Origin of the sequence: Mucilaginibacter sp. (assembly GCF_964263795.1) — a bacterium.
GTDB lineage: Bacteria > Bacteroidota > Bacteroidia > Sphingobacteriales > Sphingobacteriaceae > Mucilaginibacter.
In genome coordinates this window covers 94,324-107,972 of the sequence record NZ_CAXVWK010000019.1, presented here as the reverse complement: position 1 = coordinate 107,972, position 13,649 = coordinate 94,324, and the positions used below count along the sequence as shown (strand labels likewise).

The window sequence follows — 13,649 nt, the reverse complement described above, 5'->3', positions numbered from 1 at the left end:
CGGCCTCTATATTCTTGAATAGATTGCTTATCTTATTTACAAATACAAATCTCGATACTGCTTTTGCAATCTCAATATTTAACCCTGCACAAAAAATAACACCTCTATCAGGTTGTTTGCGGTAGTTTTAGCTACTTATATAAAGTGTCTACTTAGTCGACTATTATAATAATGCCTGATGTGTGTCAAAAAATGGTTTTATATCTTCTGCATTTAAATTAATTAGAACTTAATTTATATGTATATTGCGAGGGTTTATTTATTTTTAAAAATCTGCCGGCACTTCAAAGTTCATTAGTTGTTTGGTCACCGGATGCACAAACTGCAATTGCGCTGCATGCAAATAAAGCCTTTCGGCTTTTGTGCCGTAAAGGTCGTCGCCCATTATAGGGGCATTGAGTCCAGATTGATGGGCGGCATGCATCCGCAACTGGTGTGTGCGGCCGGTTAGGGGCCAAAAGTTTATGCGTGTAATGCCAGCTCTAATCTCAATAACTTTCCAGCGGGTGATTGCCTTTTTGCCAAATTCATAGCAAACTAACTGGCGGGGGCGGTTATCCAGATCGCCCCGCAACGGTAAATTAATTTCACCAGCTGTTACAGGAATAGTACCACTTAATAAAGCAACATATCGTTTCAATATGGTACGTTTCAAAAACTGACTTTGAATAAACTTGTGCGCTTCTTTGGCTTTGGCCACTACCAATATGCCTGATGTCCCCATATCAAGCCGGTGGATCATTAATGGCTCGATACCTAACATTGGCCCAAGCCTGGTATATACCGAATCCTGGATATTAACCCCAGGCACTGAACGCAGGTCGGCTGGTTTATTAACAACTACAAAACTGTCATCCTGGTAAACGATTTCAACAACACTACTTATAAACTCATTTTTGAGAAGTGGGTTATCATCAATTGGTATGCCAACTAGCATGTGCTGTAATATAGGCTTGCATTTCCCGGTACATGCCGGATAAAACTGTTTGTGCTGCCTTATCTCAGACTTTGGTGAAGCACCCCACCAAAATTCTGCCATGGCAATGGGCTTGTAGCCGTTTAAAAAAGCAAATTGCAAAAGTTTTGGAGTAGCGCACTCGCCGGCCGCTGCCGGCGGTTTGCCAAATGTGGTATCGGCAAAAATTTCGCCCAGGCTCTTTTTTTGGCTCCCGATATTTAAAAAATAGTACTCGTCAAAAAGTTGCTGCTGTAACATTGCCGACCCCTCCCTGCGCTTACTTTTTAACTGCTCAATTTCCTCCTCAAATTTTTTAACCGCTAATTTTGAATTGTTAATCTGTTGTTGCCACCGGGCTTGTAAAACGTTTAGCTGGTGTTTGTCGTGTAAACTTTGCCTTATCAAATCCGCCTCAAATAGCGCGTAATCCTGTTCGCTTAGGATGCTTTTTTGAATCTCCCGCTGCTTTTTCCGTTGGTTTTTATTGTTCTTTATATCTTTTTTAAAAGATGTGGTTTCTAATATTGATTGCGTGGTAAGCTGCTCCAGGTCTTTTATGCTGAGTTGATATGCCGGGTTGCTTTCAATGGTTTTTACCCTTTGATTAATGTTGTTGATGATTTCCTGACCACGTAAAAAAAAGCTGTCTTCTACAAGCATATCAAAAACCGGCGGCACAAACCGGGAGTGGTTATTGGTGCCTCCAATTTTTCCTGAAAATGCCGATAAATATCCCATTCGTCCATCGCGGTCCTGCACTACCAAAACACCGAACATTTTTCCTATCACCGGGCCTTCCCCAGGGGCTTCCATCCCGAAATTATGATCGATGTCTGTTTGAGTTTGGAGGTATTGCTGTAATTGGAGGGTAGCGATTTGAGCTAAGGGATGTGGCTCGTAGTAAAACGGATAGGTGAATCTATGGGGCGTACTTATGCCTTTGATCTCATCTTCTAAAAAGTAAGTTATAAAATCCTGACTATCCTTGCTCAAGCCTATTTGTATTGTGTTGTAGCTTGCAAAGGTAAGTGATAATCGTTTAAAAGTGGATAGGATTTTGTACGCAATCCGGCGGCAGAGTTATTATCAACCTTAGTGGAAGCAAGGGTTATCACATCATTAAAGTACTCTTCTGCCAGGTTATCCCAGCTTAAGTTTTGAGTATAAGCTAAGCCTGCTTCTATAAATTGGTTTGCAAGCAGATTATTGGTTAGCAGCATTTTTAGCTTGACAATGTAATCTGCGGCGTTGTTGGGCAAACACTTAAACCCGTTAACGCCCTGATCTATAAAATCCCGAGAGCCACCACCGTCGGCAATAACGCACGGAAGGCCCGAAGCCATAGCCTCTAAAACGACATTCCCATAAGTTTCAGATACCGATGGAAACACAAATGCATCCGCAGACGCGTAAAGCACTGACAAGTGTTGGTGATCTAAAGCTCCGGTGAAGAAAGCATTTGGAAGCTTTTCTTCACAGTCTTTACGTGCACTTCCATCACCAACTATTACAAAATTTACACCGGCTTGGTCAGCTTTAAACCCATTAACGATATCAAACAATATTTCGAGATTTTTTTCCCAAACTAACCTGCTTACAAAAAGGATAACCGGGTTGTCGTTACCGGTGATCTTTCTCATTACAGTCTTATTTTTTTTTAAAGGCGAAAACATGGTGGTGTCCATGCCTCGTTTCCAGATCTTCATTTTGTTGCCGGCAACACCTATGGCAAGCAACTCTGCACTAATGCTTTTGGCCGGTACATATACTTTACTACACCGGTTGTAAAAGGACTTATGATCTGCAGCAAGTGATTGGCGAACCCCTTTGATTAAAAACGGCAGATATTTAAAGTAATAATCAATATATGACAAAAAGTGTGTATGGTATATCGTTATGACAGGTAGCCCGTTAGCCGTAGCGAACGACAATGCGTAGTGCCCCAGGATTGATGGTGTGGCGATGTGCACCACGTCCGGAGAAAAGGATTGCAGCTTTTTTGCGAGGCTGTTTCTAACCAAGCCGGGCAAGGCCAATGAATATACTTTTGTGAATGGCAAATATGCCGACGGTACTTTAATAGCTTCGAATCCATTTACTATGGCTGGGCCGCCGCCATGTATAAAAAGAAATTCAAACCGGTTTTTATCAATACGGTTTATCAGCTGGTACATCGTACGTATCGCGCCATCCAGGTCACCAGTTAAAATATCTGCAAAAAAAGCTACCCTTGTTTTATTTAAGCGCACGTTAGCGGTGTAAAATTTAGCGGTTTATTTTAGGGAATAGGAGTTATGCTGTCCGCGGTGTTTTTGTTTTGATCTTAACTTTTTGGGAGGTGCATCTTTTACAGGCACCCTTGAAGCGGCATAAATCACGACAGCTGCTATCGCTAACATGGCCAGGTCGATAGTGTTATAACTCATCTCCATAACGGTTGATATTTGTTGTTGTAAAGATAAACTGCCTATATAATAGTAATGTTAGTGCTGTGTTATCAGATCAATAAGATGTGCCTAACAACAACGGCAGTTATCGGAGCTAGAAACGTAGGTTGTTCTTTTTCAGATGCTTACGATGCAATTTATTACCGGGCAGCAGCTGCCTTAAACTGTTTCTGTCTTTTTGATTTGCACGAAGCATCCATACGATAAGGCATATGGCAAATAAAATAATAGCTCCCGTCGCAGGGTAATTGACCGCGGTCATAATCGGTTTGTTTGTAGATGTAGGGAAAGGGGTCGAACCTTTCATCTGCTGCCGGTCAGCCCTACGGATGGATTTCTGTTCGCATCAAAGTTACATTCACTTTGGCTGGCAAAACACATGCTGCATATCATTTAACTGAATAATAACATTAGCTAAAAATACCGAGAGTTGCTTGTTAGGAAAATTATCTAAACCGATAGCTAACTGCCTCTCTGTAAATAGTATAAGGGATAATAACATTAATTTAATAATAAAAACCCGTAATTTGTTATTGCCAGGCAAACGGAACAGATCCATCAAATGCGTAAATCCGCTTTATTTTTAGTTTTTGTTATTTTTTTAAGCGCTTACACCGTTTGCGCTTACAGTCAGGATAAGCAGCTTACAGATATCCGGTCGCTTAGCCAAAAACATCCGGACTCTGCCCTGATCATTCTAAAGAAAAAGTATGCTCAGGCAGTTGACAGCCATAATGACGTTGCCGAGGCACAATGCCTGCAGCAAATGGGAAGGATTTGTTATAATCAGGGCCACTACGCCCAGGCACTTGACTTTTATCTGCATGCCGACAAAGTTTACAATACCGTTAATATCCCAAATATGCTTGCCGCTAATATGGGCGAAATGGGGATACTTTATTACTACAATAAACAATTGCCGCAGGCAGCTAAGATGTATAGCAAGGCCCTAGCTATTTATCAACAAAACAACAACTTAAAAGGGCAAGCGGAGATTTTTGGCGACATAGGCCACCTATTTGAAAAACGCAAACTTTATGACAGCGCTTTTTATTACCAGCGCCTTGCCCTTAAGAGCTACCGCCAGGCAAATTACAAACAAGGTGCGGCTAAGATATACGAGAACCTGGGCAGTATTTATGAGGACTTAGCCAAGTACGATTCTGCCTATGCTAATTTTAACCAATCATTATTGCTATACCAAGAGAACCGGAATGAAATGGGCGTTATAGAGGTGATCAATAACCTGGGCGATATACTAAGAAAAACAGCCCGTTATCCCGAAAGTATTGAGCAAACGCGTAAAGCGATGGCACTGGCTACCCAATCCGGCAATATTTATCAGTTGGCATCTTGCAGTAAGGACATAGGGAAGGCATACGAACTGATGAACCGTATGGACAGTGCTTATCATTATGCCGAATTGAGCAGAAGATATTCGCTCGAGGTGTATTCAAAAGATGGAGCCAACCAGACAGCTTTTTTACAAGTGCTATATGATATGAATAAAAAAAGCGCCGAAATAGACCGGCTCAATAATATTCATAAGCTAAACCGCATTACAACTCTTGCAGTAGTTGTCGTGGCTGTTTTGTTAATCATTCTTGGGATGGTAGTATTGAGTAGGCAGCGTTTTAAAATAAAAGATCAGAATGCCCTGGCTAAACAAAAGCAGGTGGAGCATAGCCTGATGGAATTAAATTTTAAAAATCAGAAGTTAGAAGAAGAGAGCTTAAAGCAGCAGCTGGAGTTAAAAAGCCGCGAATTATCAACTCATACTCTTAACCTGATCAAAAACAACCAGTTTTTAGAAAGTATCCGGTCAACCTTGCAGGCGATGGTAAAAGAAGATAAACGCGATCAGAAAAAGCAAATGCAACAAATCATTGTCCAAATAAATGACAGCTTTAGCCATGAGCAGCATTGGAAAGAATTTACTACTGCCTTTGAACAGGTGCACCAGCAATTTTTTAATGAAATCAAAAAGTACAGCAATGAGTTAACATCTGCCGATATGCGCCTTATTGCCCTTATGCGCATCAATCTGGACTCTGCCGATATTGCCACGCTCTTAGGCATTTCTACAGATAGCTTGCGCGTATCCAGGTACCGTTTACGTAAAAAATTAAACATTCCTCAGGGCGATAACTTAACAGCTTTTATTCAAGCAATCTAATATACCATTCGCCTTTTTCAGTTAACATTATGTTAATGTAACGATAATAAAACGGTAATGGCGGTTTGTTATTCCTGTAAATCGTTATAGATCAACGAAATACGTTTTATTGTTGCTTTTCAATATACGGCCGTTGTAACGGTGTTGCTTTTATGTAACTGCGAAAATTTTAGTGTAGCAATGGATATCATCAACTTTGTAGCGTCAAATAAAAATGGACATAAAACAAAGCAATGAACAAATATTTACTTTTCGTTTTCGCGCTATTACTATCAGCTACAGTGGCGCATGCCGCAAAAATTAAGGGACACATTTATGACAAAAGTAGCGGGGAAGCACTGGTGGGCGCTACCGTTATTATTGACAACACGGGCAAGGCAACCAGCTCAGGTCTCGACGGATCTTTCGAGATAAAAGATGTTACGCCCGGTGCAGCTACTATAAGAGTAAGCTATATCACCTATAAAACAGTTGTACAACAGATAACCGTTTTGAATCAGGACAATCCGCATATTAAGATTTATATGGAAACGGCTTCGAAGGATTTAAATGAAGTTACTATACGGGCAACTGCCAGCGGGTCTAATGAACGCGATGCCCGCCGTATTGAGCAAAATGCCAACCAGGTAATGAACATCGTATCGGGCCGTGCAATTGAAGTATCGCCCGACCTAACTGTGGCGAATGTTATTCAACGCGTATCAGGTGTATCGGTAGAGCGCAACAGTAATGGCGATGGACAATATGCCATCTTACGCGGTATGGACAAGCGGTATAACTATACACTGGTTAACGGCGTAAAAATCCCAAGCCCGGATAACAAATATCGTTACGTACCGCTTGACCTTTTTCCGTCGGACCTGTTAGATCGCCTGGAAGTTTACAAAACGCTAACTCCAAATTTAGAAGGTGATGCCATTGGGGGAGCTGTAAATATGGTGATGAAGAATGCGCCAGACCGTTTTCAGATCAATGCCAATGTTTCTACGGGTTACAGCCAGTTATTCTTTGATCGTAACTTTACCAGTTATGATGCATCGGGCATACAAAGTAAATCGCCTTACGAAAAAAATGGAAGGAACTATAATGCCACTCAAAATGATTTTGCAAAAGGTACACTCGATTATACCTCTAAAAAACCTGCTCCAAACTTAATTGGTAGCCTTTCAATCGGCCAGCGGTTTTTTGATGGCAGGCTGGGTGTTGTTGTAGCAGCTAGCTATCAAAACACTTATCGCGGCAGCAACAGTACATTTTATAATTCGGCCGTTGACGCTACAGACCCGTATGCCAAAATAACCAGCCAAAGCTATAGGGAGTATTCTGAACAACAAAAACGTTTAGGTTTACACGGTAAGGTTGATTATGTGTTCGATAAAAACAACAAATTAAGCCTGTACAATGTGTATGTTAACCTGCAAAATCAGCAATTGCGTGATCAGGTAACTACTACTTATAACAACATTTACGCTGCGAGTGGCGGCAATAATGCCGAGCTGGTTTACAGTACACGCAGCCGCTTAACCGAACAGGAAATTTATAACACTACCCTTCATGGTGATCATAAATTCTTTGATGAGAAGTTTAAAGTTCAATGGTCGGGTGTTTATTCATCAGCCCGTAATCAGGTGCCGGATAATACTACAATCAGCTTAAACGGCCTGCGTACTAATAACAACGATACCCGCTTGTCATTAGTAAATACAAACCCGGTAGAGCGCCGTTGGGAACGAAATACCGATGAAGACAAAGCCGGTTATTTAGACCTGAGCTACACCGTAAAATCGGGTGAAAACAAAATAGATTTCATGGCAGGCGGTTTGTACCGCGATAAACAGAGAAGCGGTTTCTTTAACAAATACAACCTGTTTGCTCCATTAAAGGCCAACGGAACTGCGCCATTATTTGGAACTGATTTTCAAAATTATACAGACTTATCGTTAAATGTGAGTAACCCGCAAGGTGGTGTTGCAAATTCGTTAACCTACGATGCATCAGAAAAAATTGGCGCAGGGTACGGTATGTTTAAATTTACAGGGACTAAACTGGAAGTGATTGCAGGTGCCCGGGTAGAACATACCAACCAGGGTTACAACCTTTTATTTCCACAAGGCGAATCAAGGCCCGTGGGTAACCAAATCTATACAGATGTATTGCCAAGCGCTACTTTAAAATATCATTTAACCAATAAAGATCAGTTACATGCATCGTACTACAGGGCTTTGAACCGCCCGGGTTTTTATGAAATTGTACCAAGTAAGGTAGTAAATGAGGAATACGAGGAACGTGGTAATCCCGATCTTAAGCGTGCCCTTGCAGATAACTATGACCTCCGTTATGAGTTGTTCCCCGGTGCATCAGAGCAGTTGGTAATTGGCGCATTCTACAAACATATTAAAGACCCTATCGAGTACACCTTCCAGCCGGATGCTGTGCGTGGACAGGATATTTATTATTCACCGGGCAATTTTGGTACAGCTAATAACTTTGGTGCTGAGATAGATTATATCAAATTCTTCAATAAGATAGGCATTAAGGGAAACTACACCTACACACACTCACGTATCACAACGCCAAAAACCTCCAGACGGATAAATGCAACTACCGGCGATTTGGAATCGTTCCTGGTTAATCAAAGCCGCCCTTTATTTGGCCAGTCGGAGCATATTGCCAATCTATCTTTATTATATAAAGATACCAAGCACGGTTGGGATGCGCAGATTGCAGGTGCTTACACTGGTGAGAGGATCAATACCGTATCGCAGTTCCTGAATAACGACCTTTGGCAAAAAGGATTTATTCAAATGGATGTATCTGCCGAGAAAAGGTTTAAGGGTGGTATCAGCGTATTTGTAAAGGCCAATAACTTATTGGATACACCAACTAAACTTTATATAAAAGGTACTAACGCTGCCAACAACGATATTAAAGAACAGTTGGTATCAAACGGACAAACTTTGATCCGTGCAGATTACTATGGACAGAGCTACCTGGTAGGTTTACGATACAAGTTTAACTAAGATATTTTACAGCATTTAATAAACAGACAGATGAAATTCAATCAAATTTTAACAGCATTAGCGCTTACGGCAATCGTATTTACGGGTTGCGAAAAAGCTAATATCGATGTAGATACAACGCCGATAAACGGCTCGGCCATTGGCGAGGTTTCCGGCGTATGGACTAAAGGAAGTGTACATGAAATTAAAGGTGACATTATTATACCCCAGGGCCAAAGCCTTACAATAGAAGAAGGTGTAACCGTTTTGATGGATGTAACCGCCAAACCAGAAATTGTAGTTAAAGGCAACCTGTACTCATTAGGTACCGCTGCCAATCCGGTAAAATTTACAGTAAGCGATGCTTACCGCACGGATGCTAACAAATTTGGTAAATTGTGGGGTGGCATACTGGCTGCACCAACCTGTGCAGAATTAGTTTTGGATAACACAATCCTTGAGTATGGTGGCGCCACTACGTCTGATGCGTCAACATCTGTAAAAATGGGTTTATACAAAGCGGTGGCCGGTGAAAATTTACCTGCGCTTTGGTTCTCTAACATTAACGGAAAGCTTATCGTTCAAAATAGTACGATCCGTAATTTTCAGGAAGATTGTACTTACATTGAGGGTGGAAAGATCATTTTTGCGAACAACGTATTTTACACTACCGGTGTAAGCGGTGGCGAAGCAATGAACTTTAAATCTGGCTGTTTGGCCGATGTTGCTTATAACCTGGTTTACAGTACAAATACTAACGCGCTAAAATTATCAAACACAGGCGATCGTACACCTCAGGCTTACATTATTGCATATAACAACACAATGGTTAACACCGGTTGGCGCAGGCCAACTGCAAAAGGCGGTTCTGTTTGGTTGGAAGCTACTGTACGTGCCGATCTTTACAATAATCTTTTCGCAAACACCCGTTTTGGTGTAAAAAGAGATCCTAAAAAACCGGAGGATACCCGCTCAAAGTATACTAACAACTGGTACTACGGGTTCGATCAAACCACGGTTGATCAATTCCAGCCCGGCAAAAACGATGTTGTTGGCGGTACTAATGACGTGATCAGCAAAACAGCAGGCGCTAACGATCCTAAGTTTGTAAACTATCCGTTGAGCACACCAACAAGTAATGCAGATTACAATACCTCCTGGGATTTCCACCTGCCGGGTAATTCACCGGCATTGGGTAAAGGCACTACTGCGTTCACCCGCCACCATAAAGCCGGCTTAACAACTGCAAATGGCTTCACTTATGTATCACCAGAGCCCGCTACATTTGTTGGCGCTTACGGCGTAAAATTGTAATTAATGAAGTTTAAAAATATAATTTATATAGCACCGGTTGCCTTGCTTTTGCTAACGTCATGCAAGCGGGGTACAGATACGGTTGATATTAAACCTGTAGTGATTACAGAAGAAGTTAAATATGATACCGATGATCCGGCTATCTGGGTTAACAAGGCTAATCCCTCTAAAAGTTTGGTGATCGGTACGGATAAGGATGCGGACGGTGCTTTATACGTGTTTGACCTTCAAGGTAAAATCGTTGTTGACAAAGTAATCAGGGGATTGAAAAGACCTAACAACGTCGACCTTGCTTACGGATTAATGCTGAACGGCAAGCCAACCGATATTGCGATTACCACCGAAAGGATGACGCACAAGCTGCGTATATTTTCATTACCCGATATGAAGCCTGTTGATAAAGGCGGGATTGAAATGTTTGTTGGAGAAATCGGCACCGAGTATCGTGATTTAATGGGTATTGCTATTTATACAGCTAAAGATGACAAAATGTACGCTGTTGTTGGCCGCAAAACCGGCCCTAAAACCGGCGGTTACATTTGGCAGTACCTGCTTGGCGACGATGGCACCGGTAATATTAAAGCTACCTTAGTACGTAAATTTGGCGAGTACAGCGGCAAAAAGGAAATAGAATCTATCGCGGTTGATAACGAACTGGGCTATATTTATTATTCTGATGAGCAAACAGGTGTGCGCCAATATTATGCCGACCCGGCAAAGGGCAACAAGCAGCTTGCTATCTTTGGCACCAAAGGTTTTCAGGCAGATCATGAGGGGATCTCAATTTATAAGCTGACAGATACTACCGGCTATATCCTGGTGTCAGATCAGGGAGCCAACCGCTTCCAGATCTTTAGCCGGGAAGGGACTGCAAAAAACCCGTTTGAGCATCGTTTGCTTAAAATAGCCAACGTGCAGGCCCGCCAAAGTGACGGATCAGATGTGGTGAATGTGCCGTTGAACGATACATTTAAACACGGCCTTTTTGTAACCATGAGCGATGACAAAACCTTTCACTATTACAGATGGGAAGACATCGCAGGCAAAGAGTTAAAGATCAAATAGGGCTATCGAATGTTTTAAAAAAAGAATGGCCGCTGTAAGTTACAGCGGCCATTCTTTTTATGGGTTAAACCTTAACTGCTTTTCAGGTTCTCGGTGAAAAATTCAATAGTACGCTTCCAAGCAAGCTCGGCAGCCGCTTTGTCATACCGTGGCGTGGTATCGTTGTGAAAACCATGGTTTACATTTTCGTAAATGAACCCCTGATACTTTTTTCCGTTCTCTTTCAGGGCCGCCTCATACGCCGCCCATCCGGCTGTAATACGTGTATCCAGTGACGCATAGTGCAACATCAAGGGCGCTTTTATTTTAGGCACATCGGCTGCTGCTGGCTGGGCTCCGTAAAAAGGGACTGCCGCTGCGAGTTCGGGTACACGCACTGCCATCATGTTTGCAATGCCTCCGCCGTAGTAAAATCCAACTACACCTACTTCGCCATTGCAATCTTTATGGTTTTTAAGGTAATTAAATGCAGCAATAAAATCCTCCTCCATTTCACCCTTATCCCTTTTTGCCTGCATAGTGCGGCCTTCATCATCATTGCCCGGGTAACCACCCAATGGTGTGAGTGCATCCGGTGCAAGTGAAATAAAGCCGGCCAACGCGGCCCTGCGGCCAACATCTTCAATGTAGGGGTTTAGCCCACGGTTTTCGTGCACTACAATAATGCCACCCAATTTCTTTTTAGCATCTTTTGGTCTTGATAACAACCCTTTAATGCTACCGCCACCTTTTGGTGACGAGTAAGTAATATAGCCCGACTGTAAGCGTGGATCATCTGCTTTTACCTGAATGTTGTTTTGATAATCAGGCATCAGGAAACTCATAATAGCAGGTACGGTTAGCCCGCCCACTGCATACAAGGATAACTTTTGTACAAACGACCGCCTGTCTAGCCGGTCATGTGCGTAATCATCGTACAGATCAAACACTTCTTGTTTAATGTCTTCTTTTCTGATCTCACTCATGGTTAATGATTTTAACAAATATACTTAATTGAAAGCTTGATTATAAAAGAAAAAAGGGCCTTTATGGCCTTACAGTGAAATACTTAGAAACGTCGGAACAATGGTTTAAAGCCGCATGTTATGGGTGGGTGCCAAGCAACTTAACGATAAGTATTACTGTAATAAAGCACATAATCCTCGCTTATCTCTTTTAAAGAAAATGCTTTATAACCCGGAAAGCACTTTATAAATATAGACGCCCTAACACCAATGTATCGCGAAGGCAGCAAAATAAATAACGGGCCTGCATGCCCCTTGTGCACATACTGGTCAAAATTTATACGGATATCATCATTTAGGGGCTGCAAGGTAATAATGCGGTTATGCTTAATATCCAAGCCCAAGTCCGGGCTCGTAAAAACAAACAAGGCGTTACGGTTAGTGTCATCGAGGCGTGCAAGGTAATCCATTGCTTCCCTGTCGATAAATTGCTGCGCTATACCCGATTTCCCGTGAGGATCCTCTGTTTTTAGCTGAATGTAGCTATTGTTGTAGAATACCAGGCTAAATGATAGGATAATTAACGATGCAAGCATCAATACTACATGATAAGGTCTTTTTAACCGGCCTATAACGTAGATCATCCCAGGCACCACAAGCAAGCCTATCAGCCTGAAATGCCGGGCTTCGAGGGAGATGGCCATGCCCCGCAAATACGTATAGGTGAAAAATAATACCGATATAGCGTAAAAGATGATCAGCATCATTATGTAATCTTTTTTAGGCACATAAATGAGGATAGCCCGGATAAGCAATACGCTTACAATTGCCAGGATGGTCAACACCATTATTGCCGCACTATGACTAAATACCGGAACATCGTTATGGTAGATAAGGCCGCCTGCAAGATCATCTGCAGAAAAGCCGGATAAGATAGGTGATGCTAATGGAAAAGTAAATGTCTCCGAGCTGAAGTTTAAATTGCCGGCTTCAGAAGATGGGTTGGCGCCTTTAGACAGGTAAAAAAAGTAGATTGCAGTAACCGCAATTACCGCCGGTATGCCAGGCCACAATCCTTTTTTTATCCATTGAATGAATTTAGTTTCGCCAGAGGCCATCCGGACCCAAATGAACATCAGGCCAGCTGCATACATCCACATAAATGATGATTTGCAAATGAAGCCTATCCAACCCGCAAAGACAACGAATAATACCAGGCTAACACCAGGCTTGTTGATAACAAAGCAACCATATAAATACCAGCCAAAAAAAGCGAACAGCAGCACTTCGCCGCCGTTGTAGAAAATATATGGATTATAAAATGCTTGCTGGCAAATGATAAATAAAAGGCTTAGGGCGCTTATTAAAGCACTAAAACCGGCTTTTCTAAAAAACATATACAGGCCGGCAAGGCCAGATAGCTGGCATAACGCGGTTGTAACCGCTGCCGCCTGGCCGGTGTTTAGATGTAGGGTAAACTTAAAAAAGTATGGGATCAAATATTGACCAGGCGACCACCAGGTTAAAAATTCGGAGGTGTTTTTTGCCAAATTTTCATGTTCCGGACGGGTAAGCAAGTTAAAGCCGCTGCCCATCTCCATTGAGCGCATTACCTGGAAACCCCAGCTTGGGTCTGGAAACAGCGCTGCAGGATTAATAAAAACCAATATCCCTAATGCCGTTGCCAGTATCGCAACGAACAGCAGGATAATGCGGGTAATTGTTTGATGATAATTGGGCATGGAA

9 protein-coding genes are annotated in these 13,649 nt (G+C 42.2%); 4 read left to right on the top strand and 5 right to left on the bottom strand.

Annotated elements, in window-relative coordinates; translation table 11 throughout:
• Positions 1 to 265: 265 nt before the first annotated feature.
• The 3 genes from ACE5CV_RS03650 to ACE5CV_RS03640 are packed head-to-tail and all read right to left on the bottom strand — an operon-like array spanning position 266 to position 3,390.
• Positions 266 to 1,951, bottom strand: a complete 1,686-nt coding sequence (locus tag ACE5CV_RS03650; protein ID WP_374948799.1) for a pseudouridine synthase — start codon at positions 1,949 to 1,951, stop codon at positions 266 to 268.
• A gap of 2 nt (positions 1,952 to 1,953) precedes the next feature.
• Positions 1,954 to 3,207, bottom strand: coding sequence for a glycosyltransferase family 4 protein (locus tag ACE5CV_RS03645; RefSeq protein WP_374948798.1), 1,254 nt, complete (start codon positions 3,205 to 3,207; stop codon positions 1,954 to 1,956).
• 24 nt (positions 3,208 to 3,231) lie between these two features.
• On the bottom strand, positions 3,232 to 3,390 hold the full coding sequence (locus ACE5CV_RS03640; protein WP_374948797.1) for a hypothetical protein: 159 nt from the start codon (positions 3,388 to 3,390) through the stop codon (positions 3,232 to 3,234).
• Positions 3,391 to 3,967: 577 nt separating this feature from the next.
• On the opposite strand from ACE5CV_RS03640, the gene ACE5CV_RS03635 reads away from it, so the two are divergent.
• The 4 genes from ACE5CV_RS03635 to ACE5CV_RS03620 all read left to right on the top strand — a co-directional run bounded on the left by ACE5CV_RS03635 (position 3,968) and on the right by ACE5CV_RS03620 (position 10,959).
• Complete coding sequence (locus ACE5CV_RS03635) at positions 3,968 to 5,581, top strand: tetratricopeptide repeat protein (RefSeq protein WP_374948796.1); 1,614 nt, start codon at positions 3,968 to 3,970, stop codon at positions 5,579 to 5,581.
• A gap of 233 nt (positions 5,582 to 5,814) precedes the next feature.
• Positions 5,815 to 8,601, top strand: a complete 2,787-nt coding sequence (locus ACE5CV_RS03630) for a TonB-dependent receptor domain-containing protein (RefSeq protein ID WP_374948795.1) — start codon at positions 5,815 to 5,817, stop codon at positions 8,599 to 8,601.
• A 30-nt stretch (positions 8,602 to 8,631) separates the two neighbouring features.
• Positions 8,632 to 9,894, top strand: a complete 1,263-nt coding sequence (locus tag ACE5CV_RS03625; RefSeq protein WP_374948794.1) for a right-handed parallel beta-helix repeat-containing protein — start codon at positions 8,632 to 8,634, stop codon at positions 9,892 to 9,894.
• A 3-nt stretch (positions 9,895 to 9,897) separates the two neighbouring features.
• The gene (locus tag ACE5CV_RS03620; RefSeq protein ID WP_374948793.1) at positions 9,898 to 10,959 is read left to right on the top strand and encodes a phytase; all 1,062 of its coding nucleotides are present in this window, start codon (positions 9,898 to 9,900) and stop codon (positions 10,957 to 10,959) included.
• Between the two features lie 71 nt (positions 10,960 to 11,030).
• Here ACE5CV_RS03620 and ACE5CV_RS03615 read toward each other — a convergent pair whose 3' ends face one another.
• Together ACE5CV_RS03615 and ACE5CV_RS03610 are read right to left on the bottom strand one after the other, a co-directional pair.
• Entirely contained in the window at positions 11,031 to 11,924 is an 894-nt protein-coding gene (locus ACE5CV_RS03615; protein ID WP_374948792.1) for a dienelactone hydrolase family protein, read from the bottom strand.
• Between the two features lie 140 nt (positions 11,925 to 12,064).
• Entirely contained in the window at positions 12,065 to 13,645 is a 1,581-nt protein-coding gene (locus ACE5CV_RS03610) for a hypothetical protein (protein WP_374948791.1), read from the bottom strand.
• Positions 13,646 to 13,649 lie beyond the last annotated feature (4 nt).

Coding starts and splice junctions, on each gene's coding strand:
- ACE5CV_RS03610 (WP_374948791.1), bottom strand. CDS start 13,645: ATGCCCAATTATCATCAAACAATTACCCGCATTATCCTGCTGTTCGTT.
- ACE5CV_RS03640 (WP_374948797.1), bottom strand. CDS start 3,390: ATGGAGATGAGTTATAACACTATCGACCTGGCCATGTTAGCGATAGCA.
- ACE5CV_RS03620 (WP_374948793.1), top strand. CDS start 9,898: ATGAAGTTTAAAAATATAATTTATATAGCACCGGTTGCCTTGCTTTTG.
- ACE5CV_RS03635 (WP_374948796.1), top strand. CDS start 3,968: ATGCGTAAATCCGCTTTATTTTTAGTTTTTGTTATTTTTTTAAGCGCT.
- ACE5CV_RS03615 (WP_374948792.1), bottom strand. CDS start 11,924: ATGAGTGAGATCAGAAAAGAAGACATTAAACAAGAAGTGTTTGATCTG.
- ACE5CV_RS03630 (WP_374948795.1), top strand. CDS start 5,815: ATGAACAAATATTTACTTTTCGTTTTCGCGCTATTACTATCAGCTACA.
- ACE5CV_RS03625 (WP_374948794.1), top strand. CDS start 8,632: ATGAAATTCAATCAAATTTTAACAGCATTAGCGCTTACGGCAATCGTA.